The following is a 21,945-nucleotide window of genomic DNA, read 5'->3' as shown; positions in this document are numbered from 1 at the left end:
CATGCAAGCGCCCGCGCGGAGCGTGAAGCCGATCCACGGCGCCCTGTTGCTGGCGCTCTCCGCGCTGCTGTTCGCACTCATGGGCGTGGGGATTCGCGAGGTCTCCAGCAGCGTCAACAACGAATCGGTGGTGTTCTTCCGCAACTTCGTCGGTGTGCTGTTCTTCCTGCCCCTGGTGCTCGCCAAGGGCCTGCAGCCACTCAAGACCCGGCACCTGAAATCGCACCTGTGGCGCACTACCTACGGCCTGGCGGCGATGTACTGCTTCTTCTACGCCATCGCCCACCTGCCGCTGGCCGATGCCATGCTGTTCACCTACTCGGCGCCGGTGTTCACCCCTTTCATCGCCCGCGTCTGGCTGAAGGAACCGCTGACCCGGCGCATGCTGCTGACTTCGCTGATCGGTCTGGTCGGCGTGCTGATGGTCGCCAAGCCTAGCGAAGCCCTGCTCGACACCCAGGCCCTGGTCGGCCTTGCCGCCAGCATTCTCGCCGCGTTCGCCTTCGTCTCGATCCGCGAGATGAGCAATACCGAGCCGGCCTTTCGCATCGTTTTCTATTTCGCCCTGTGCAGCGCACTGATCTCCGCCGTGCCGCTGACCTGGGCCTGGCAGGCGCTCGACACCCATGAGCTGAGCCTGCTGCTGGGCATCGGCCTGCTCGCGACCATCAGCCAGATCGCCATGTCCAAGGCCTACGCCCTTGCACCGCCCGGCCTGATCGGCCCGGTCGCCTACCTGTCCATCGTCTTCGCCGGGGTGATCGCCTGGCTGCTGTGGGGCGAGATTCCCGACCTGCTGTCAGTGATCGGCGCCGCGCTGATCTTCTGTGCCGGCCTGCTGTCGATAAGCCGGCGCTGAACGACCGATCGCCGGACCGCGGAACGCCCGACGTTTTCATGTATGATGTGCGCCCTTTTCGTCGACCGACTGCCCGAGAACACCTCCATGCAGCTCTCCTCGCTCACCGCGGTTTCCCCCGTTGATGGCCGCTATGCCGGCAAAACCAGCGCTCTGCGCCCGATCTTCAGCGAATACGGCCTGATCCGTTTCCGCGTTCTGGTCGAGGTCCGCTGGCTGCAACGCCTGGCCGCCCACACCGGCGTCAACGAAGTGCCGCCCTTCTCCGCCGATGCCCAGGCGATTCTCAACGAGCTGGCGGAGAACTTCGCCATCGAACACGCCGAGCGCGTGAAAGAGATCGAGCGCACCACCAACCACGACGTCAAGGCCGTGGAGTACCTGCTCAAGGAACAGGCCGCCAAGCTGCCAGAACTGGCCGCTGTGAGTGAGTTCATCCACTTCGCCTGCACCAGCGAGGACATCAACAACCTGTCCCACGCCCTGATGCTGCGGGAAGGCCGCGACGGCGTACTGCTACCGCTGATGAAGCAGATCGCCGCCGCCATCCGCGAACTGGCGGTCAAGTTCGCCGACATACCGATGCTCTCGCGCACCCACGGCCAACCGGCTTCGCCGACCACCCTGGGCAAGGAACTGGCCAACGTCGTCTACCGCCTCGAGCGGCAGATCAACCAGGTCGCCGCCGTGCCGCTGCTGGGCAAGATCAACGGCGCCGTGGGCAACTACAACGCGCACCTGTCGGCCTACCCGAGCATCGACTGGGAAGCCAACGCCCGCCAGTTCATCGAGAAGGACCTGGGCCTGCAGTGGAACCCCTACACCACGCAGATCGAGCCGCACGACTACATCGCCGAACTGTTCGACGCCATCGCGCGCTTCAACACCATCCTCATCGACTTCGACCGCGACATCTGGGGCTACATCTCCCTCGGCTACTTCAAGCAGAAGACCGTGGCCGGTGAAATCGGCTCCTCGACCATGCCGCACAAGGTCAACCCGATCGACTTCGAGAACTCCGAAGGCAACCTCGGCATCGCCAATGCGCTGTTCCAGCACCTGGCCAGCAAGCTGCCGATCTCGCGCTGGCAGCGCGACTTGACCGACTCCACCGTGCTGCGCAACCTCGGCGTCGGCTTCGCCCACAGCGTCATCGCCTACGAAGCCAGCCTCAAGGGCATCGGCAAGCTGGAGCTGAACCAGGCGCGCATCGCCGCCGACCTGGACGCCTGCTGGGAGGTCCTCGCCGAGCCGATCCAGACCGTGATGCGTCGCTACGCCATCGAGAACCCCTACGAAAAGCTCAAGGAGCTGACCCGCGGCAAGGGCATCAGCCCGGAAGCCCTGCTCAGCTTCATCGACGGCCTGGACATGCCGGCCGCCGCCAAGGAAGAACTCAAGCAACTGACCCCGGCCAACTACATCGGCAACGCCGTAGCCCAGGCCAAGCGCGTCTGACCGACGCACCTTCTCTGCACGCCCGGCTGTGCCGGGCGTTTTTATTTCAAAGGCTTGAACATGACTACTGATGTACCTCTTCAACTGCTCGGCGGTCTTACAGCTCGTGAATTCCTGCGCGACTACTGGCAGAAGAAGCCCCTGCTGATCCGCCAGGCCATTCCTGACTTCGAAAGTCCGATCAGCCCGGACGAACTGGCCGGCCTGGCCCTGGAAGAAGAAGTCGAGTCGCGCCTGGTCATCGAGCACGGCGAGCGCCCCTGGGAACTGCGCCGCGGCCCATTCGCCGAGGACACCTTCGGCCAGCTGCCCGCGCGCGACTGGACCCTGCTGGTACAAGCTGTCGACCAGTTCGTGCCGGATGTCGCCGAACTGCTCAAGCACTTCAATTTCCTGCCCAGCTGGCGCATCGACGACGTGATGATCAGCTTCGCTGCACCTGGCGGCGGTGTCGGCCCGCACTACGACAATTACGATGTGTTCCTGCTCCAGGCTCACGGCCAGCGCCGCTGGCGCATCGGCCAGGTGTGCGACAGCGACAGCGCTCTGCTGCCGCATGCCGACCTGCGCATCCTCGCCGATTTCGAACAGACCGAGGAATGGGTGCTCGAGCCCGGCGACATGCTCTACCTGCCGCCGCGTCTGGCGCATTTCGGCACGGCCGAAAACGACTGCCTGACCTACTCCGTGGGCTTCCGCGCACCCAGCGCCGCCGAAGTACTGACCCACTTCACCGACTTCCTCGCCCAGTTCCTGCCGGACGAGGAGCGCTACAGCGACGCCGGCACCGCGCCCGCCGAAGACCCGCACCAGATTCAGCTCGACGCCCTCGACCGCCTCAAGGCACTGCTGGCTGAGCACATGAGCGACGAGCGCCTGCTGCTGACCTGGTTCGGCCAGTTCATGACAGAGCCGCGCTACCCGGAGCTGGTCGACGGCACCGAGCTGGAGGAAGACGACCTGCTCGCCGCCCTCGACGACGGCGCCGTACTGGTGCGCAACCCCAGCGCACGCCTGGCCTGGAGTGAACTGGACATCGGCCTGGTGCTGTTCGCCAGCGGCCAGAGTCGCCTGCTGCCGGCCGAGCTGAAGGAACTGCTCAAGCTGATCTGCGCTGCCGACGCCCTGCACACCGACAACCTGCAGCCGTGGCTCGCCGATGAAGACGGGCGTAAGCTGCTCTGCGAACTGGTCAAGCAAGGAAGCCTGGAGTTTGCTGATGAGTGAGATACACGTCCGCCTGGCCCACTGGCAGAGGGACCACCTCGAACTGCGCCGCATCCGCGAGGCGGTGTTTATCGCGGAACAAGCGGTACCCGCCGAGCTCGAATGGGATGACGAGGACAACGAGGCCGTGCACTTCCTCGCCCTGGAAGGTGACTACCCGATCGGTACCGCGCGCCTGCTGGCCGACGGCCAGATCGGCCGCGTGTCGGTACTCAAGGACTGGCGCGGGCTGAAGGTTGGCGATGCACTGATGCACGCCGCCATCGCCGAGGCCGAGCGCCGCGGCCAGAGCGAACAGAAACTCAGCGCCCAAGTCCACGCCGCAGCGTTCTACCAGCGCCTGGGTTTTGAGATCGAAGGCGAGGAATACCTGGAAGCCGGCATTCCTCACGTGATGATGGTGCGTCGCAGCGACTAGAGGTCCACATGAACGACGATAGCGCCCCGCTGAACGAAACCGAGCCGGACCTTCCGGCCATCGACTTTCAATCGCCGGGGCGCTTCAGCGTGCATAACCCGGCCTCCGACGCACTGCCACCGCGCCTCCTCGAACCCGCGCCGTTTCGTCTCGGCGAGCATGCGGCACTGGAGCGCTTCCATACGCCCGAACAGGCCCAGGCACATGCCCTGGCATTGCTCCAGCAGGCTCAATCGAGTATCTGCCTGTACTCCCCCGATCTGGAACATCTGCTGTACAACCACAGCAGTGTGCAGGACGCCTGCACCCAACTCTTGCTCGCCAACCCGAGAAACCAGCTGCGCATTCTGCTGCGCGACGTCAGCCGGCCGATCAAGAATGGCCACCGCCTGCTCAACCTCGCCCAGCGCATCACCAGTAACCTGCACATCCGCAAGATCAACCCGGACCTGCCCAGCGAAGACAGTGCCTACCTGCTGGTCGACCGCTGCGGCCTGTTGCTGCGGCCCAAGCCCGAGACCTATTCTGGCTACGCCCTGTACAACGACGCGGGTCGCGTCCGCGGACAGCAGGCACAGTTCAACCAGGCCTGGGACACCAGCCTCCTCGACCCCGATCTGCGGAGCTTTCTGCTATGACGTTGCGCGCCTGCCTGTTCGCCCTGCTGCTTAGCCCCTGCCTGCCGCTGCTGGCTGCCACCGAGCTGATCCCGCTGAACTACCGCACCGCGGACGACGTGATGCCCGTGGTGCAATCGGCACTCGACGGCCAGGGTAAGGTCAGCTTCTACGGCAACCAGTTGGTGATCAACGCCTCGCCGGAGAAGATCCGCGAGATCCGCGAGCTGCTCAGCCAGCTCGACACTGCCCCGCGCCGCCTGATGATCAGCGTCGACACCAGCGAGTCGGGGTATCAGGACAACGAAGGCTACGCGGTCAATGGCTCGGCCAGCGTCGGCAATGTCGACATCGAGGCCGGGCGTGGTGAAGTCCGAGGTCGCGACCAAGTGCGCATCATCCGCCGCTCGACCGACAGCCGCAGCGGTGGCGTGCAGCAGGTCCAGGCTACCGAAGGCTATCCGGCGCTGATCCAGGTTGGCCAGAGCGTGCCCCTGACCACCACCAGCGTCGGCCCGTACGGCCAGGTCTACAACAACACCCAGTACCGCAATGTGACCCAGGGCTTCTACGTCACCGCCAGCCTCTCCGGCGAGATCGTTCACGTCACCATCAGCAGCAACAACGACCGCATGAGCCGCAGCCAGCCCGGCGCCATCGATATCCAGAGCACCGACACCCGCGTCAGTGGCCGGCTGGGCGAATGGATCAGCCTAGGCGGCGTCAGCGAGCAGAGCCAGGGCAACGATGACGGCTTCCTGCGCCGGCATTCCACCCAGGGCGCCAACGACATGAGCATGCGCATTCGCGTACAGGCCCTGGACTAGCTGGGGCGGCCCTGCCAGAGGATGTAGTGGCGACGCACGGGCACTACAAAATCGTTGACGAACACCTGTTCGAGGCGCATCATGGCGCCGCTCCCGCTAGCCAGGGGCTCTGTAACAGGAGCCTCCAGATCGGTCCCGTAACACCATTCGGGCAGGTCCGTGTTTTAACAGCCCACAAGGCAGTTCGACGAGGTTGCGACTGGAACGAAAGTTGTCCTGAGGGACGGGGAAGCCTTAAGCGTATCAGCCAGATTGAAGACCTTCGCCTTGCGCGTGCGGCCCTCGACCTGTTTGTCTCGTCATCCCCCCTCTCCGCTCGACCCCTTTCTCGTCTCAGTCGACATTTCGACGTTCTGCAATGTGTCGCCCGCAACAGCAAGTTTTTTGCACGTTGGTTTTGGGTGGGAAGTCGGTGCTCAACCAAACTCACACTTTGAAGGATTGACCATGTCAGCTTATCAAAACGACATCAAAGCCGTTGCCGCCCTGAAAGAAGCCGCAGGCAGCAGCTGGAGCGCTATCAACCCGGAATACGTGGCCCGTATGCGCGCCCAGAACCGTTTCAAGACCGGCCTGGAAATCGCTCAGTACACCGCTGACATCATGCGCAAGGACATGGCCGAGTACGACGCCGACTCGTCCGTCTACACCCAGTCCCTGGGTTGCTGGCATGGCTTCATCGGTCAGCAGAAGCTGATCTCGATCAAGAAGCACCTGAAGACCACCAACAAGCGCTACCTCTACCTGTCCGGCTGGATGGTTGCTGCTCTGCGTTCGGACTTCGGTCCGCTGCCGGATCAGTCCATGCACGAGAAAACCTCGGTTTCCGGCCTGATCGAAGAGCTGTACACCTTCCTGCGTCAAGCCGACGCCCGTGAACTGGATCTGCTGTTCACCGCTCTCGATGCCGCTCGCGCTGCTGGCGACAACGCCAAAGCCGCTGAAATTCAGGCTCAGATCGACAACCACGAGACTCACGTAGTCCCGATCATCGCCGACATCGACGCTGGTTTCGGTAACCCGGAAGCCACCTACCTGCTGGCCAAGAAAATGATCGAAGCGGGTGCATGCTGCATCCAGATCGAAAACCAGGTTTCCGACGAGAAGCAGTGCGGTCACCAAGACGGTAAAGTCACCGTGCCGCACGCTGACTTCCTGGCCAAGATCAACGCTGTTCGCTATGCATTCCTCGAGCTGGGCATCGACAACGGCGTGATCGTTGCTCGTACCGACTCCCTGGGTGCCGGCCTGACCAAGCAGATCGCTGTTACCAACGAGCCGGGCGACCTGGGTGACCAGTACAACTCGTTCCTGGATTGCGAAGAAGTATCCGCTGCCGACCTGGGCAACGGCGACGTCGTGATCAACCGTGGCGGCAAGCTGCTGCGTCCGAAGCGCCTGGCTTCCAACCTGTTCCAGTTCCGCGCTGGCACTGGTGAAGCACGCTGCGTACTGGACAGCATCACCTCGCTGCAAAACGGCGCTGACATGCTGTGGATCGAAACCGAGAAGCCGCACGTTGGCCAGATCAAAGGCATGGTTGACGAGATCCGCAAGGTCATCCCGAACGCCAAGCTGGTCTACAACAACAGCCCGTCCTTCAACTGGACTCTGAACTTCCGCCAGCAAGTGTTCGACGCTTTCGCTGCCGAAGGTAAAGACGTTTCCGCCTACGACCGCGCCAAGCTGATGAGCGTCGATTACGACGAAACCGAGCTGGCTCAGGTTGCCGACGAGAAGATCCGCACCTTCCAACGCGACGGCTCTGCCCAGGCTGGTATCTTCCACCACCTGATCACCCTGCCGACCTACCACACCGCCGCGCTGTCCACCGACAACCTGGCCAAAGGTTACTTCGCAGACCAAGGCATGCTGGCCTACGTGAAGGGCGTTCAGCGTCAGGAGATCCGTCAAGGTATCGCCTGCGTCAAACACCAGAACATGTCCGGCTCCGACATTGGCGACGCTCACAAAGAGTACTTCGCTGGTGACGCTGCGCTGAAAGCCGGCGGCAAAGACAACACCATGAACCAGTTCCACTAATAGGAACTGGCTCACTCGGCGAAGGCCACGCCCCGAACCGAGAGGGTGTCTGAAAAACCCCAGCAGCGATGCTGGGGTTTTTTATTGCCCACAGGAAAGCCTTGCGGCAGCCGAACAGCTGCGGTAGCAAGGCAGAAACCATGAGGCGAGCCTACATGCTCAAACACCTTCTGCTTTGCCTGCTGATCACAACCCTGGGCGCTCAGGCCGATGATCTGGATCAGCATGCGCCGCCCGCCGCCATCGCACTGATCCTCGAACAGCTCGAGAACAACAGCCAACCGTATTTCGCGGTGATCGATTACGCCCGCCACTCCAGTCAACCGCGCCTGATGATCTTGCGCCGCAGCGACCACACCCTGATCGCCAGCTATCGTGTCGCGCACGGCAAGGGCTCCGACGCCAACCACGACGGCTATGCCGAACGCTTCTCCGATGAACCGAGCAGCCTCGCGTCATCGCTCGGCATTTTCAGAACCGGCAGCGTTTACCAGAGCACGGCGCCCGGACACGGGCTATCGATGCGCCTGCAAGGACTCAGCGAGAGCAATCGCAACGCTGAACAACGCGACATCGTCCTGCACGGCAACCGCTACATGGAAAAGGACTTCATCGAGCGCCATGGTGTTGCCGGGCGCAGCCACGGTTGCCTGGTACTAGCCGATCGGGATCGGGATGCTGCGGTACAAGCGCTGGAGGGTGGCGCACTGATATTCGCGCTCGACTCACGGCAAAAGCAGCAGCGCTACCTCGCGCCATCGTCGAATAGCCCTCGCGTTACAAAAAAACCATGAACAGGCTGTTGCCGTTAACGCACCAACAAGCCGCTGATCTGTAAACAATTCCAGACAGGGTTCATTCAGAAAGGCGCCAACGGCCTACAGATAAACGCCATAAGCACCATAAGACCAAAGCAGTAGAGTACCCTGCAGGCACTGGCGGGCCGGCATTCACGTGCTGCCGATACACGCTAACCACTGCAGTCCGTTCATTTTTTTATTCAGAAAAATTTACTTAGCGCCTAATGCGCGCATAAAATTGCGCCCATACTTTGCAGGGCAATCCGATTCGGCTTGCACCTGACCATAATAGAGCCGCCCCTTTACCCAAGGAGTAACGGCATGCCTGATGCGGTATCCACCATGTCCCACAACTGGGCGTTCGCCATTTTCTTGCTCGGGGTCTTCGGACTCATCGCCTTCATGCTCGGTCTTTCCGCCCTACTCGGCAGCAAGGCTTGGGGGCGCAGCAAGAACGAGCCTTTCGAATCCGGCATGCTGCCTACCGGCAGTGCCCGCCTGCGCTTGTCCGCAAAGTTCTATCTGGTCGCGATGCTCTTCGTGATCTTCGACGTTGAAGCCCTCTTTCTCTTCGCTTGGTCGGTGTCGGTTCGCGAAAGCGGCTGGGCCGGGCTGATCGAAGCTACAGTTTTTATAGCAATTCTGTTGGCAGGTCTTGTCTACCTATGGCGTATCGGTGCGCTCGACTGGGCACCCGAGGGCCGTCGTAATCGGCAGGCGAAGCTAAAACAATGAGGCTTTGGCGATGCAATACAAACTTACTCGGATCGATCCGGATGCGCCTAACGAGCACTATCCGGTCGGCGAGCGGGAGACTGTCTCCGACCCGCTGCTAGACGATCAGGTCCACAAGAACATCTACATGGGCAAGCTCGAAGATGTTCTCAATGGTGCGGTGAACTGGGGGCGCAAGAACTCCCTGTGGCCGTACAACTTCGGCCTGTCCTGCTGCTACGTGGAAATGACCACCGCCTTCACCGCGCCACACGACGTTGCGCGCTTCGGTGCGGAAGTCATTCGTGCGTCCCCGCGCCAGGCGGACTTCATGGTCATCGCCGGTACCTGCTTCATCAAGATGGCGCCCGTCATCCAGCGCCTGTACGAGCAGATGCTGGAACCCAAGTGGGTGATCTCCATGGGTTCGTGTGCCAACTCCGGTGGCATGTACGACATCTACTCCGTGGTCCAGGGGGTCGACAAGTTCCTCCCGGTCGACGTCTACATTCCCGGCTGCCCGCCCCGCCCCGAAGCGTTCCTGCAAGGCCTGATGCTGCTGCAGGAATCCATCGGCAAGGAGCGTCGCCCGCTGTCCTGGGTCGTTGGTGATCAAGGCATCTACCGTGCCGAAATGCCTTCGCAGAAAGAACAGCGCCGCGAACAGCGTATTGCTGTGACCAACCTGCGCAGCCCCGACGAAGTGTGAGCATGGGCTCCTGTTCGAGCCCTTTCACTGACGCCGTTGACCGATAGCGACCGAGACCATGACTGCAGACAGCATTCTGTCCATACCGCCATACAAGGCCGATGACCAAGACGTGGTTGTTGAGCTGAACTCCCGTTTTGGCGAAGAGGCGTTCACCGCCCAGACCACCCGTACCGGCATGCCCGTGCTGTGGGTGGCGCGTGACCGCCTGATCAATGTCCTGACGTTCCTGCGCAACCTGCCGCGCCCGTACGTCATGCTGTACGACCTGCATGGCGTAGACGAGCGCCTGCGCACCCAGCGCCGTGGCCTGCCAGGCGCCGACTTCACCGTCTTCTACCACCTGATGTCGATCGAGCGTAACAGCGACATCATGATCAAGGTCGCGTTGAAAGAAGGCGATCTCAACCTGCCCACCGTCACCGGTATCTGGCCAAACGCCAACTGGTACGAGCGCGAGGTCTGGGACCTTTACGGCATCAACTTCCAGGGCCACCCGCACCTGACCCGCATCATGATGCCACCGACCTGGGAAGGTCACCCGCTGCGCAAGGACTACCCGGCGCGCGCCACCGAATTCGATCCGTTCAGCCTGACCCTGGCCAAGCAGCAGCACGAAGAGGAAGCCGCACGCTTCAACCCCGAAGACTGGGGCATGAAACGCGGCGGCGAGCACGAGGACTACATGTTCCTCAACCTCGGCCCCAACCACCCGTCCGCGCACGGTGCGTTCCGCATCATCCTGCAGCTGGACGGTGAAGAGATCATCGACTGCGTACCGGAGATCGGCTACCACCACCGTGGTGCCGAGAAGATGGCCGAACGCCAGAGCTGGCACAGCTTCATCCCCTACACCGACCGTATCGACTACCTCGGCGGGGTGATGAACAACCTGCCGTACGTGCTCTCGGTGGAGAAACTGGCCGGCATCAAGGTGCCGCAGAAGGTCGACGTCATCCGCATCATGATGGCCGAGTTCTTCCGCATCACCAGCCACCTGCTGTTCCTGGGTACCTACATCCAGGACGTCGGCGCCATGACCCCGGTGTTCTTCACCTTCACCGACCGCCAGCGCGCCTACAAGGTCATCGAAGCCATCACCGGTTTCCGCCTGCACCCGGCCTGGTACCGCATCGGCGGTGTTGCCCACGACCTGCCGCGCGGCTGGGATGGCCTGGTCAAGGAGTTCGTCGACTGGCTGCCCAAGCGCCTCGACGAGTACGAGAAAGCTGCTCTGCGCAACAGCATCCTCAAGGGCCGCACCATCGGCGTGGCCCAGTACAACACCAAGGAAGCGCTGGAATGGGGCGTCACCGGCGCCGGCCTGCGTTCCACCGGTCTCGACTTCGACCTGCGCAAGGCCCGTCCGTACTCCGGCTACGAGAACTTCGAGTTCGAAGTGCCGCTGGCCGTCAACGGCGACGCCTATGACCGCTGCATGGTCCGCGTCGAGGAGATGCGCCAGAGCATCCGCATCATCGACCAGTGCATGCGCAACATGCCGGAAGGCCCGTACAAGGCGGATCACCCGCTGACCACGCCGCCGCCGAAAGAGCGCACGCTGCAGCACATCGAGACCCTGATCACGCACTTCCTGCAGGTTTCGTGGGGCCCGGTCATGCCGGCCAACGAAAGCTTCCAGATGATCGAAGCGACCAAGGGCATCAACAGCTACTACCTGACGAGCGACGGCAGCACCATGAGCTACCGCACCCGGATTCGCACCCCGAGCTTCGCCCACCTGCAGCAGATCCCCTCGGTGATCCGCGGCAGCATGGTGGCCGACCTCATTGCCTACCTGGGCAGTATCGACTTCGTTATGGCTGACGTGGACCGCTGACATGAGCCAGACATCCCTGATTCAAACCGATCGTTTCGCCCTGAGCGAAGCCGAGCGCTCGGCCATCGAGCACGAGATGCACCACTACGAGGACCCGCGCGCGGCGTCCATCGAAGCCCTGAAGATCGTGCAGAAGGCTCGAGGCTGGGTGCCTGACGGCGCTGCCGATGCCATCGGCGCGATCCTCGGCATCCCGGCCAGCGACGTCGAAGGCGTAGCCACCTTCTATAGTCAGATTTTCCGTCAGCCGGTGGGCCGCCACATCATCCGCGTATGCGACAGCATGACCTGCTTCGTTGGCGGGCATGAAAACGTCCTCGCCAGCATCAAGGACCAGCTCGGCATCGCCCCAGGCCAGACCACTGCCGATGGCCGCTTCACCCTGCTGCCGGTGTGCTGCCTGGGCAACTGCGACAAGGCGCCGGCGCTGATGATCGACGACGAGACCTTCGGCGACGTCCGTCCCGATGGCGTCGCCCAACTGCTGGAGAGTTTCCAATGACCAGCCGCAGCTCGACCCAGCTGACCTCCTTCGGGCCGGCCAACCGCATCGACCGCAGCGAAGAAACCCATCCGCTGACCTGGCGTCTGCGTGAAGACGCGCAGCCGGTATGGCTCGACGAGTACCAGCAGAAGAACGGCTATGCCGCCGCACGCAAGGCCCTGGGCGAAATGGCCCAGGCCGACATCGTGCAGACGGTCAAGGACTCCGGCCTCAAGGGCCGCGGCGGTGCGGGCTTCCCCACCGGCGTGAAGTGGGGCCTGATGCCCAACGACGAATCCATGAACATCCGTTACCTGCTGTGCAACGCGGATGAGATGGAGCCGAATACCTGGAAAGACCGCATGCTCATGGAGCAGCTGCCGCACCTGCTGGTGGAGGGCATGCTGATCTCCGCGCGTGCGCTGAAGGCCTACCGCGGCTACATCTTCCTGCGCGGTGAGTACGTCGACGCGGCAGCCAATCTCAACCGCGCTATCGAGGAAGCCAAGGCCGCCGGCCTGCTGGGCAAGAATATCCTCGGCAGCGGCTTCGACTTCGAGCTGTTCGTCCACACCGGTGCCGGCCGCTATATCTGCGGTGAAGAAACCGCGCTGATCAACTCTCTGGAAGGCCGTCGTGCCAACCCGCGCTCCAAGCCGCCCTTCCCCGCCGCCGTTGGCGTGTGGGGCAAGCCGACCTGCGTGAACAACGTCGAGACCCTGTGCAACGTCCCGGCGATCGTCGCCAACGGTGTCGACTGGTACAAGACCCTGGCCCGCCCGGGCAGCGAAGACATGGGCACCAAGCTCATGGGCTTCTCCGGCAAGGTAAAGAACCCTGGCCTGTGGGAACTGCCGTTCGGCCTTCCAGCCCGCGAGCTGTTCGAAGACTATGCCGGCGGCATGCGTGACGGCTTCAAGCTGAAGTGCTGGCAGCCTGGTGGCGCCGGTACTGGTTTCCTGCTCCCGGAGCACCTGGACGCAGCCATGTTCGCCGGCGGTATCGCCAAGGTCGGCACCCGCATGGGTACGGGCCTGGCCCTGGCCATCGACGACAGCGTCAACATGGTCGCGCTGCTGCGCAACATGGAAGAGTTTTTCGCCCGCGAATCCTGCGGCTGGTGCACACCGTGCCGTGACGGCCTGCCGTGGAGCGTGAAGATCCTTCGTGCCCTGGAACGCAAGCAAGGCACCCAGCAGGACATCGACACCCTGCTCGGCCTGGTCAATTTCCTCGGCCCTGGCAAGACCTTCTGTGCTCACGCACCAGGCGCCGTCGAGCCATTGGGCAGTGCGATCAAGTATTTCCGTCCGGAGTTCGACGCTGGCGTGGCCAGTACCTCGACTCCGGCAGCGACGGGGCAATTCGCCCCCGCGTGAAGATTTGCGTTGCGGCGGCCAGCAACCTGGCCCCGCGGCACACCGAGATTCCATTAGCCAAGCCCGCTCACGCGGGGCAAGAAGAAACCTGAACCATGGCCACTATCCACGTAGACGGCAAAGATCTTGAAGTCGATGGTGCGGACAACCTGCTACAGGCCTGTCTGTCCCTCGGTCTCGACATCCCCTACTTCTGCTGGCACCCGGCGCTCGGCAGCGTCGGCGCCTGCCGCCAGTGCGCGGTGAAGCAGTACAGCGACGAGAACGACAAGCGCGGCCGCTTGGTCATGTCCTGCATGACCCCGGCAACCGACAACACCTGGATTTCCATCGAGGACGAAGAGGCCAAGCAGTTCCGCGCCAGCGTCGTCGAGTGGCTGATGACCAACCACCCGCACGACTGCCCGGTCTGCGAGGAAGGCGGCCACTGCCACCTGCAGGACATGACGGTGATGACCGGCCACAACGAGCGCCGCTATCGCTTCACCAAGCGTACCCACCAGAACCAGGAGCTCGGCCCGTTCATCGCCCACGAGATGAACCGCTGCATCGCCTGCTACCGCTGCGTGCGCTACTACAAAGACTACGCCGGTGGCACCGACCTGGGCGTCTACGGTGCGCATGACAACGTGTACTTCGGCCGCGTCGAAGACGGCACCCTGGAAAGCGAGTTCTCCGGCAACCTGGTCGAGGTCTGCCCGACTGGTGTGTTCACCGACAAGACCCACTCCGAGCGCTACAACCGCAAGTGGGACATGCAGTTCTCGCCGAGCATCTGCCATGGCTGCTCCAGCGGCTGCAACACCAGCCCCGGCGAGCGTTACGGCGAGATCCGCCGCATCGAGAACCGCTTCAACGGCTCGGTGAACCAGTATTTCCTCTGTGACCGAGGCCGCTTCGGCTACGGCTACACCAACCGCGACGATCGCCCGCGCCAGCCTACGCTGGGCACCGAGAAGCTCGGCCTGGACGCGGCACTGGACAAGGCCGCCGAGCTGCTCAAGGGCAAGCGCGTGATCGGCATCGGTTCGCCCCGCGCCAGCCTGGAAGGCAACTTCGCCCTGCGCGAGCTGGTCGGTGAAGGCAACTACTACTCCGGTATTGCCGCGGGCGAACTGGACAACCTGCGCCTGATCCGCGACGTACTGCAGAACGGCCCATTGCCGGTGCCGAACCTGCGTGACGTGGAAAGCCACGACGCCGTGTTCGTTCTCGGCGAAGACCTGACCCAGACTGCCGCACGCCTGGCCCTGGCCCTGCGCCAGTCGGTCAAGGGCAAGGCCACCGAGATCGCCGCGGCGGCGAAGATCCAGGATTGGCACATGGCGGCCGTGCAGAACGTCGCCCAGCACGCGCTGAACCCGCTGTTCATCGCCAGCGTCACCGCCACCCGCCTGGACGACATCGCCGAAGAAACCGTCCACGCCGCACCAGCCGACCTGGCCCGCCTCGGTTTCGCCGTGGCCCACGCCATCGACCCGAGTGCCCCGGCCGTCAGCGGCCTGGAAGCCGAGGCCGCCGAGCTGGTCCAGCGCATTGCCGACGCCCTGCTCAACGCCAAGCGTCCGCTGATCGTTTCCGGTGCCTCGCTGGGCAGCAAGGCGCTGATCGAAGCCGCAGCGAACATCGCCAGCGCACTGAAGAATCGCGAGAAGAACGGTTCGATCACCCTGGTCGTGCCGGAAGCCAACAGCATGGGCCTGGCCCTGTTCGGCGGCGACTCCGTGGATGCCGCACTGGATGCCCTGAGCGCCGGCCAGGCCGACGCCGTGGTCATCCTCGAAAACGATCTGTATCGCCGCGCCGATGCCGCCAAGGTCGATGCAGCCCTCGCCGCCGCCCAGGTGGTGATCGTCGCCGACCACCAGCAGACCGATACCACCGCCAAGGCCCATCTGGTGCTGCCGGCTGCCAGCTTCGCCGAAGGCGACGGCACCCTGGTCAGCCTGGAAGGCCGTGCACAGCGCTTCTTCCAGGTGTTCGAGCCGAGCTACTACGACAGCAACATCCTCGTACGTGAAGGCTGGCGCTGGCTGCACGCCCTGCATAGCACGCTGCAAGGCAAGCCGATGGCGGATTGGACCCAGCTTGATCAGGTCACCGCGGCCTGCGCCGCCAGCAGCGCATCGCTCGCCACCATCACCGAAGCCGCACCAAGCGCCTCGTTCCGCATCAAGGGCCTGAAGCTGGCGCGCGAGCCGCTGCGCTACAGCGGCCGTACCGCCATGCGCGCCAATATCAGCGTGCACGAGCCGCGTCAGCCGCAGGACCAGGACTCGGCTTTCGCCTTCTCCATGGAAGGTTACTCGGGCAGCAAGGAAGACCGTCAGCAGATCCCGTTTGCCTGGTCGCCAGGCTGGAACTCGCCGCAAGCCTGGAACAAGTTCCAGGACGAAGTCGGCGGCCATCTGCGTGCCGGCGATCCGGGCGTGCGCCTGATCGAAGCCAAGGGCGCAGTACTGCCGTGGTTCAGCGTTGCCAATGCTTTCAACCCACAACCAGGCACCCTGCAGGTCGTGCCGCTGCATCACCTGTTCGGCAGCGAAGAGAACTCTTCGCGCGCCGCTCCGCTGCAGGAGCGCATGCCGCAGCCTTACGTAGCTCTGGCCAAGGCCGAAGCCGACCGCCTCGGTGTCAATGATGGTGCCCTGCTGGCGCTGACCGTCAACGGCCAGGCCCTGCGCCTGCTGCTACAGGTGCGTGAAGAACTGGCCATCGGCCTGGTCGGCCTGCCGGCCGGTCTGCCGGGTATTCCGGCGGCCATCGCCGGCGCCGTGGTCACCGGCGTTCAGGAGGCCGCGCAATGATGAGCTGGCTCACTCCTGATGTGATCGACGTGGTCGTCGCGGTGCTCAAGGCCATCGTCATCCTGCTCGCCGTGGTCATCTGCGGCGCGCTGCTGAGCTTCGTCGAACGTCGACTGCTCGGCTGGTGGCAGGACCGCTACGGCCCGAACCGTGTAGGCCCGTTCGGCATGTTCCAGATCGCCGCCGACATGCTGAAGATGTTCTTCAAGGAAGACTGGACGCCACCGTTCGCCGACAAGTTCATCTTCACCCTGGCGCCGATGATCGCCTTCGCCTCGATGCTGATCGCTTTCGCGATCATCCCGATCACCCCGACCTGGTACGTTGCCGACCTGAACATCGGCATCCTGTTCTTCTTCGCCATGGCCGGCCTGTCGGTGTACGCCGTGCTGTTCGCCGGCTGGTCGAGCAACAACAAGTTCGCCCTGCTCGGCGCCCTGCGCGCCTCGGCCCAGACCGTCTCCTACGAGGTGTTCCTGGCCCTGGCCCTGATGGGCGTGGTAGCGCAGGTCGGCTCGTTCAACATGCGCGACATCGTCGATTACCAGGCCGAGAACCTGTGGTTCATCATTCCGCAGTTCTTCGGCTTCTGTACCTTCTTCATCGCTGGCGTCGCCGTGACTCACCGTCACCCATTCGACCAGCCGGAAGCGGAGCAGGAACTGGCCGACGGTTACCACATCGAATACGCCGGCATGAAATGGGGCATGTTCTTTGTCGGTGAGTACGTGGCCATCGTCACCGTATCGGCGCTGCTGGTAACCCTGTTCTTCGGTGGCTGGCACGGGCCGTTCGGCATCCTGCCGCAGATCCCGTTCATCTGGTTCGCCCTGAAAACCTGCTTCTTCATCATGATCTTCATCCTGCTGCGCGCGTCGATCCCACGCCCGCGGTATGACCAGGTCATGGCGTTCAGCTGGAAGTTCTGCCTTCCGCTGACCCTGATCAACCTGCTGGTGACCGGCGCGCTCGTGCTGGCCACCCAGTAAGGAGAAACACGATGCTCAAATACATATGGGACGTGCTGGTCGGTACCGGCACCCAATTGCGCAGCCTGGTGATGGTGTTCAGTCACGGCTTCCGCAAGCGCGACACCCTGCAGTACCCGGAAGAGCCGGTCTACTTGCCGCCGCGCTACCGCGGCCGCATCGTCCTGACCCGCGACCCCGACGGTGAAGAACGCTGCGTGGCCTGCAACCTGTGCGCCGTGGCCTGCCCGGTCGGCTGCATCTCGCTGCAGAAGGCCGAAACCCCGGACGGTCGCTGGTACCCGGACTTCTTCCGCATCAACTTCTCGCGCTGCATCTTCTGCGGCCTGTGCGAGGAGGCCTGCCCGACCACCGCGATCCAGCTCACCCCGGACTTCGAGATGGGCGAGTACAAGCGCCAGGACCTGGTGTACGAGAAGGAAGACCTGCTCATCAGCGGCCCGGGCAAGAACCCGGACTACAACTTCTACCGCGTTGCCGGTATGGCCATCGCCGGCAAGCCGAAAGGCGCCGCGCAGAATGAAGCCGAGCCGATCAACGTGAAAAGCCTGCTGCCTTAAGGACGAACGATGGAATTCGCTTTCTACTTCGCCGCGGGCGTTGCCGTGGCTTCAACCGTGCGGGTGGTGACCAACACCAACCCCGTGCATGCCCTGCTCTATCTCATCGTGTCGCTGCTGGCCGTGGCCATGACTTTCTTCGCCCTCGGCGCACCGTTCGCCGGCGCGCTGGAGATCATCGTCTACGCCGGTGCGATCATGGTGCTGTTCGTCTTCGTGGTGATGATGCTCAACCTCGGTCCGGCTGCGGTCGACCAGGAAAAGCAGTGGTTCAAACCCGGTATCTGGACCGGCCCGGCGATTCTCGCCGCGCTGCTCCTGGGCCAGCTGCTGTACGCCCTGTTCAAGGCGCCGAGCGGTGCCTCCATCGGCCTGGTCACGGTCGATGCCAAAGCCGTGGGTATCACCCTGTTCGGCCCCTACCTGCTGGTCGTGGAGCTGGCCTCCATGCTGCTGCTCGCCGCGCTGGTCGCCGCCTACCACCTGGGCCGCCACGAAGCCAAGGAGCTCAAACCATGAACGCGATTCCCATGGAGCACGGCCTGGCCTTGGCCGGCGTGCTGTTCAGCCTCGGCCTGATCGGCCTGATGGTGCGCCGCAACATTCTCTTCGTGTTGATGAGTCTGGAAATCATGATGAACGCCACCGCCCTGGCCTTCGTCGTTGCCGGCAGCCGCTGGGTGCAGGCTGATGGCCAGGTGATGTTCATTCTGGTGATCACCCTGGCAGCCGCCGAGGCCAGTATCGGCCTGGCGATCCTGCTGCAGCTGTATCGCCGCTTCAACACCCTCGATATCGACGCTGCGAGCGAGATGCGCGGATGAACCTTCTATTCCTGACATGCCTGTTTCCGCTGCTTGGCTGGTTTCTCCTGGCCTTCTCCCGCGGACGTTTCTCGGAAAACCTCTCGGCGCTGATCGGCGTCGGCTCGATCGGCCTGTCGGCGCTCACCGCCGGCTGGGTGATCCTGCAGTTCAACGTCAATCCGCCAGAAAACGGCGTGTTCACCCAGGTGTTGTGGCAGTGGATGAGCGTCGGCGGTTTCGCCCCGAGCTTCACCCTTTACCTCGACGGCCTGTCGGTGACCATGCTCGGCGTGGTCACCGGGGTCGGCTTCCTGATCCACCTGTTCGCCAGCTGGTACATGCGCGGTGAAGAGGGTTACTCGCGCTTCTTCGCCTACACCAACCTGTTCATCGCCAGCATGCTGTTCCTGGTGCTCGGCGATAACCTGCTGTTCCTCTACTTCGGTTGGGAAGGCGTGGGCCTGTGCTCGTACCTGCTGATCGGCTTCTACTTCAAGCACGTGCCCAATGGCAACGCGGCGCTGAAGGCGTTCATCGTCACCCGTATCGGCGACGTGTTCATGGCCATCGGCCTGTTCATCCTGTTCCTCCACCTCGGCACCCTGAACATCCAGGAGCTGATGGTGCTGGCGCCGCAGAAGTACGTGGCCGGCGACACCTGGCTGTGGGTTGCCACGCTGATGCTGCTCGGCGGCGCGGTGGGTAAATCCGCCCAGCTGCCACTGCAAACCTGGCTGGCCGATGCGATGGCCGGCCCGACGCCGGTTTCCGCCCTGATCCACGCGGCCACCATGGTTACCGCTGGCGTCTACCTGATCGCCCGTACCCACGGCCTGTTCCTGCTGACCCCCGAGATCCTCGAACTGGTCGGCATCGTCGGCGGCGTGACCCTGGTCCTGGCCGGCTTCGCCGCCCTGGTGCAGACCGACATCAAGCGCATCCTCGCCTACTCGACCATGAGCCAGATCGGCTACATGTTCCTCGCCCTCGGCGTTGGTGCCTGGGACGCGGCGATCTTCCACCTGATGACCCACGCCTTCTTCAAGGCCCTGCTGTTCCTCGCGTCCGGTGCGGTGATCAACGCCTGCCACCACGAGCAGAACATCTTCAAGATGGGCGGTCTGTGGAAGAAACTGCCGCTGGCCTACGCCAGCTTCATCGTCGGCGGCTCGGCCCTGGCCGCACTGCCGCTGATCACCGCCGGGTTCTACTCCAAGGACGAGATCCTCTGGGAAGCCTTCGCCAGCGGCCACAGCGGCCTGCTGTACGCCGGCCTGGCCGGTGCCTTCCTGACCTCGATCTACACCTTCCGCCTGATCTTCATCGCCTTCCACGGCGAACAGAAGACCGAGGCCCACGCCGGTCACGGCATCGCCCACTGGCTGCCGCTGTCGGTGCTGATCGTGCTGTCGACCTTCATCGGCGCACTGATCACCCCGCCGCTGGCTGGCGTCCTACCGCAGAGCGTCGGCCATGCCGGTGGCGAAGCGCAGCACAGCCTGGAAATCGCCTCGGGCGCCATCGCCCTGGCCGGCATCCTGCTCGCTGCCCTGCTGTTCCTCGGCAAGCGCCGTTTTGTCACAGCGGTGGCGCAGAGCGCGCCGGGCCGTTTCCTGTCGGCCTGGTGGTTCGCCGCCTGGGGCTTCGACTGGCTCTACGACAAGCTGTTCGTGCGCCCCTATCTGCTGCTCTGCCGTCTGCTCGGGCGTGACCCGATCGACCGCGGCATCGGCCTGGTTCCGCGCCTGATTCGCGGCGGCAACGCCCTGCTCGCGCGCAGCGAGACCGGCCAGATCCGCTGGTACGCCACGTCCATCGCCGGGGGTGCCGTGCTGGTGCTCGGCCTGCTGCTGATTCTGAATTAAGGAAATCCAACCGTCATGATTCTGCCCTGGCTAATCCTGATCCCCTTCATCGGCGGCCTGTTGTGCTGGCAAGGCGAGCGTTTCGGCAACACCCTGCCGCGCTGGATCGCCCTGCTGACCATGAGCCTGCTGTTCGGCCTCGGCCTGTGGCTGTGGGCTACCGGCAACTTCGCCCTGGCCCCGGTGCCGGGCGCGGACCCGGTCTGGGCCGCCGAATTCAAGGTGCAGTGGATCGAGCGTTTCGGTATCAACGTGCACCTGGCGCTGGACGGTCTGTCCGTGCTGATGATCGCCCTCACCGGCCTGCTCGGTGTGCTCTCGGTACTGTGCTCGTGGAACGAGATCCAGAACCGCGTCGGCTTCTTCCACCTCAACCTGATGTGGATCCTTGGCGGCGTGGTCGGCGTGTTCCTCGCCATCGACCTGTTCCTGTTCTTCTTCTTCTGGGAAATGATGCTGGTGCCGATGTACTTCCTCATCGCGCTCTGGGGTCATAGCGGCAGCGAAGGCAAGACCCGCATCACCGCCGCCACCAAGTTCTTCATTTTCACCCAGGCCAGCGGCCTGATCATGCTGGTGGCCATCCTGGCCCTGGTGTTCGTCCACTTCGACCAGACCGGCGTGCTGACCTTCAACTACGCCGACCTGCTGAAGACCCAGTTCACCGCGGGCACCGAATACCTGCTGATGCTCGGCTTCTTCATCGCCTTCGCGGTGAAGTTCCCGGTGGTGCCGTTCCACTCCTGGCTGCCCGACGCCCACGCCCAGGCACCGACCGCAGGCTCCGTGGACCTCGCCGGTATCTTGCTGAAAACCGCGGCCTACGGCCTGATGCGCTTCGCCCTGCCGCTGTTCCCCAACGCCTCGGCCGAGTTCGCACCGATCGCCCAGTGGCTTGGCGTATTCGCGATCATCTACGGTGCCCTGCTGTCGTTCGCCCAGACCGACATCAAGCGCCTGGTGGCCTACTCCAGCGTCTCGCACATGGGCTTCGTGCTGATCGCCATCTACTCCGGCAGCCTGATCGCCCTGCAGGGCGCAGTGGTACAGATGATGGCCCACGGCCTATCGGCCGCGGCACTGTTCATCCTCTGCGGCCAGCTCTACGAGCGCCTGCACACCCGCGACATGCGCCAGATGGGCGGCATCTGGTCGCGCCTGCCGTGGTTGCCTGCGGTGAGCCTGTTCTTCGCTGCAGCGGCACTGGGCCTACCAGGCACCGGCAACTTCGTCGGCGAGTTCCTGATCCTCATCGGTGCGTTCCAGACGGCGCCGTGGGTCATCGTCCTGGCGGCCACCGGCCTGGTGTTCGGCTCGGTCTACTCGCTGATCATGATCCACCGTGCCTACTTCGGCACCGCCAAGTCGGACGAACCGCTGCAAGCCCTCAAGGTTCGCGAGTTGGGTATGGTGCTGGGCCTGGCGGTCCTGCTGATCCTGCTCGGCGTCTACCCGCAGCCGGTTCTCGACACCTCTGCCGCCACCATGAACGGTGTGCAGCAATGGATGGGCAGCGCCCTCAATCAACTCGGTAAGTAGTGCT

20 protein-coding genes are annotated in these 21,945 nt (G+C 63.4%); all 20 read left to right on the top strand.

The genetic code is table 11. The features are described 5' to 3' along the window. Nucleotide 1 precedes the first annotated feature (1 nt). Nucleotides 2-859 carry a DMT family transporter gene (locus tag IB229_RS12725; RefSeq protein ID WP_192329469.1) on the top strand — a complete coding sequence of 286 codons (858 nt, stop codon included), beginning with the start codon at nucleotides 2-4 and terminating at the stop codon, nucleotides 857-859. Between the two features lie 87 nt (nucleotides 860-946). After that, a complete protein-coding gene (gene purB / locus IB229_RS12720; protein WP_192331566.1) occupies nucleotides 947-2,317 on the top strand; it encodes an adenylosuccinate lyase in 1,371 nt (456 codons plus the stop codon). A 60-nt stretch (nucleotides 2,318-2,377) separates the two neighbouring features. Beyond that, nucleotides 2,378-3,544, top strand: a complete 1,167-nt coding sequence (locus tag IB229_RS12715) for a cupin domain-containing protein (RefSeq protein WP_192329467.1) — start codon at nucleotides 2,378-2,380, stop codon at nucleotides 3,542-3,544. Next, a complete protein-coding gene (locus tag IB229_RS12710; RefSeq protein WP_192329465.1) occupies nucleotides 3,537-3,962 on the top strand; it encodes a GNAT family N-acetyltransferase in 426 nt (141 codons plus the stop codon). The genes IB229_RS12715 and IB229_RS12710 overlap by 8 nt, the downstream gene beginning before the upstream one ends. Nucleotides 3,963-3,970: 8 nt before the next feature. Continuing rightward, complete coding sequence (locus IB229_RS12705) at nucleotides 3,971-4,600, top strand: histone acetyltransferase HPA2 (protein WP_192329463.1); 630 nt, start codon at nucleotides 3,971-3,973, stop codon at nucleotides 4,598-4,600. Then, a complete protein-coding gene (locus IB229_RS12700; RefSeq protein ID WP_192329461.1) occupies nucleotides 4,597-5,406 on the top strand; it encodes a secretin N-terminal domain-containing protein in 810 nt (269 codons plus the stop codon). Before IB229_RS12705 ends, IB229_RS12700 begins: the two co-directional genes overlap by 4 nt. 447 nt (nucleotides 5,407-5,853) lie before the next feature. Further along, nucleotides 5,854-7,449: an isocitrate lyase gene (locus IB229_RS12695; RefSeq protein WP_192329459.1), complete on the top strand. Its 1,596-nt coding sequence runs from the start codon at nucleotides 5,854-5,856 to the stop codon at nucleotides 7,447-7,449. 155 nt (nucleotides 7,450-7,604) lie between these two features. Then, nucleotides 7,605-8,243: a murein L,D-transpeptidase catalytic domain-containing protein gene (locus tag IB229_RS12690; protein ID WP_192329457.1), complete on the top strand. Its 639-nt coding sequence runs from the start codon at nucleotides 7,605-7,607 to the stop codon at nucleotides 8,241-8,243. Between the two features lie 327 nt (nucleotides 8,244-8,570). Further along, nucleotides 8,571-8,984, top strand: a complete 414-nt coding sequence (locus tag IB229_RS12685; protein WP_192329455.1) for an NADH-quinone oxidoreductase subunit A — start codon at nucleotides 8,571-8,573, stop codon at nucleotides 8,982-8,984. A 10-nt stretch (nucleotides 8,985-8,994) separates the two neighbouring features. Further along, nucleotides 8,995-9,672: a NuoB/complex I 20 kDa subunit family protein gene (locus IB229_RS12680; protein WP_192329453.1), complete on the top strand. Its 678-nt coding sequence runs from the start codon at nucleotides 8,995-8,997 to the stop codon at nucleotides 9,670-9,672. A 58-nt stretch (nucleotides 9,673-9,730) separates the two neighbouring features. Next, nucleotides 9,731-11,512, top strand: coding sequence for an NADH-quinone oxidoreductase subunit C/D (gene nuoC / locus IB229_RS12675; protein ID WP_192329451.1), 1,782 nt, complete (start codon nucleotides 9,731-9,733; stop codon nucleotides 11,510-11,512). A 1-nt stretch (nucleotide 11,513) separates the two neighbouring features. Further along, entirely contained in the window at nucleotides 11,514-12,014 is a 501-nt protein-coding gene (gene nuoE, locus IB229_RS12670; RefSeq protein WP_192329449.1) for an NADH-quinone oxidoreductase subunit NuoE, read from the top strand. After that, nucleotides 12,011-13,375: an NADH-quinone oxidoreductase subunit NuoF gene (gene nuoF / locus IB229_RS12665; protein ID WP_192329447.1), complete on the top strand. Its 1,365-nt coding sequence runs from the start codon at nucleotides 12,011-12,013 to the stop codon at nucleotides 13,373-13,375. Before nuoE ends, nuoF begins: the two co-directional genes overlap by 4 nt. A gap of 95 nt (nucleotides 13,376-13,470) precedes the next feature. Further along, nucleotides 13,471-16,182 (top strand): NADH-quinone oxidoreductase subunit NuoG, encoded by a 2,712-nt coding sequence (gene nuoG, locus IB229_RS12660; RefSeq protein ID WP_192329445.1) that lies wholly within the window; start codon nucleotides 13,471-13,473, stop codon nucleotides 16,180-16,182. Further along, nucleotides 16,182-17,171 (top strand): NADH-quinone oxidoreductase subunit NuoH, encoded by a 990-nt coding sequence (gene nuoH / locus IB229_RS12655; protein WP_192331565.1) that lies wholly within the window; start codon nucleotides 16,182-16,184, stop codon nucleotides 17,169-17,171. The genes nuoG and nuoH overlap by 1 nt, the downstream gene beginning before the upstream one ends. A gap of 11 nt (nucleotides 17,172-17,182) precedes the next feature. Continuing rightward, nucleotides 17,183-17,731, top strand: coding sequence for an NADH-quinone oxidoreductase subunit NuoI (gene nuoI / locus IB229_RS12650; RefSeq protein ID WP_192329443.1), 549 nt, complete (start codon nucleotides 17,183-17,185; stop codon nucleotides 17,729-17,731). A gap of 9 nt (nucleotides 17,732-17,740) precedes the next feature. Further along, nucleotides 17,741-18,250: an NADH-quinone oxidoreductase subunit J gene (nuoJ, locus tag IB229_RS12645; RefSeq protein ID WP_192329441.1), complete on the top strand. Its 510-nt coding sequence runs from the start codon at nucleotides 17,741-17,743 to the stop codon at nucleotides 18,248-18,250. Continuing rightward, the gene (gene nuoK / locus IB229_RS12640) at nucleotides 18,247-18,555 is read left to right on the top strand and encodes an NADH-quinone oxidoreductase subunit NuoK (RefSeq protein ID WP_192329439.1); all 309 of its coding nucleotides are present in this window, start codon (nucleotides 18,247-18,249) and stop codon (nucleotides 18,553-18,555) included. Before nuoJ ends, nuoK begins: the two co-directional genes overlap by 4 nt. Continuing rightward, nucleotides 18,552-20,402 carry an NADH-quinone oxidoreductase subunit L gene (gene nuoL / locus IB229_RS12635; protein ID WP_192329437.1) on the top strand — a complete coding sequence of 617 codons (1,851 nt, stop codon included), beginning with the start codon at nucleotides 18,552-18,554 and terminating at the stop codon, nucleotides 20,400-20,402. The genes nuoK and nuoL overlap by 4 nt, the downstream gene beginning before the upstream one ends. Before the next feature lie 15 nt (nucleotides 20,403-20,417). After that, nucleotides 20,418-21,941: an NADH-quinone oxidoreductase subunit M gene (nuoM, locus tag IB229_RS12630; protein ID WP_192329435.1), complete on the top strand. Its 1,524-nt coding sequence runs from the start codon at nucleotides 20,418-20,420 to the stop codon at nucleotides 21,939-21,941. Nucleotides 21,942-21,945: the final 4 nt, after the last annotated feature.

Source organism: Pseudomonas sp. PDM14, assembly GCF_014851905.1.
Lineage (GTDB): Bacteria > Pseudomonadota > Gammaproteobacteria > Pseudomonadales > Pseudomonadaceae > Aquipseudomonas.
Note: the sequence above shows the minus strand (reverse complement) of the source record. Positions and strands in the feature narration are given on the sequence as shown.

Excerpts from the sequence above, each read along its gene's own strand:
- IB229_RS12680 (WP_192329453.1), top strand. The coding sequence starts at position 8,995 with ATGCAATACAAACTTACTCGGATCGATCCGGATGCGCCTAACGAGCAC.
- purB (WP_192331566.1), top strand. The coding sequence starts at position 947 with ATGCAGCTCTCCTCGCTCACCGCGGTTTCCCCCGTTGATGGCCGCTAT.
- nuoM (WP_192329435.1), top strand. The coding sequence starts at position 20,418 with ATGATTCTGCCCTGGCTAATCCTGATCCCCTTCATCGGCGGCCTGTTG.
- nuoF (WP_192329447.1), top strand. The coding sequence starts at position 12,011 with ATGACCAGCCGCAGCTCGACCCAGCTGACCTCCTTCGGGCCGGCCAAC.
- IB229_RS12725 (WP_192329469.1), top strand. The coding sequence starts at position 2 with ATGCAAGCGCCCGCGCGGAGCGTGAAGCCGATCCACGGCGCCCTGTTG.
- IB229_RS12690 (WP_192329457.1), top strand. The coding sequence starts at position 7,605 with ATGCTCAAACACCTTCTGCTTTGCCTGCTGATCACAACCCTGGGCGCT.
- IB229_RS12695 (WP_192329459.1), top strand. The coding sequence starts at position 5,854 with ATGTCAGCTTATCAAAACGACATCAAAGCCGTTGCCGCCCTGAAAGAA.
- IB229_RS12700 (WP_192329461.1), top strand. The coding sequence starts at position 4,597 with ATGACGTTGCGCGCCTGCCTGTTCGCCCTGCTGCTTAGCCCCTGCCTG.
- nuoC (WP_192329451.1), top strand. The coding sequence starts at position 9,731 with ATGACTGCAGACAGCATTCTGTCCATACCGCCATACAAGGCCGATGAC.
- nuoK (WP_192329439.1), top strand. The coding sequence starts at position 18,247 with ATGAACGCGATTCCCATGGAGCACGGCCTGGCCTTGGCCGGCGTGCTG.
- IB229_RS12685 (WP_192329455.1), top strand. The coding sequence starts at position 8,571 with ATGCCTGATGCGGTATCCACCATGTCCCACAACTGGGCGTTCGCCATT.
- nuoE (WP_192329449.1), top strand. The coding sequence starts at position 11,514 with ATGAGCCAGACATCCCTGATTCAAACCGATCGTTTCGCCCTGAGCGAA.
- IB229_RS12705 (WP_192329463.1), top strand. The coding sequence starts at position 3,971 with ATGAACGACGATAGCGCCCCGCTGAACGAAACCGAGCCGGACCTTCCG.
- nuoI (WP_192329443.1), top strand. The coding sequence starts at position 17,183 with ATGCTCAAATACATATGGGACGTGCTGGTCGGTACCGGCACCCAATTG.
- nuoJ (WP_192329441.1), top strand. The coding sequence starts at position 17,741 with ATGGAATTCGCTTTCTACTTCGCCGCGGGCGTTGCCGTGGCTTCAACC.
- nuoH (WP_192331565.1), top strand. The coding sequence starts at position 16,182 with ATGAGCTGGCTCACTCCTGATGTGATCGACGTGGTCGTCGCGGTGCTC.
- IB229_RS12710 (WP_192329465.1), top strand. The coding sequence starts at position 3,537 with ATGAGTGAGATACACGTCCGCCTGGCCCACTGGCAGAGGGACCACCTC.
- IB229_RS12715 (WP_192329467.1), top strand. The coding sequence starts at position 2,378 with ATGACTACTGATGTACCTCTTCAACTGCTCGGCGGTCTTACAGCTCGT.
- nuoG (WP_192329445.1), top strand. The coding sequence starts at position 13,471 with ATGGCCACTATCCACGTAGACGGCAAAGATCTTGAAGTCGATGGTGCG.
- nuoL (WP_192329437.1), top strand. The coding sequence starts at position 18,552 with ATGAACCTTCTATTCCTGACATGCCTGTTTCCGCTGCTTGGCTGGTTT.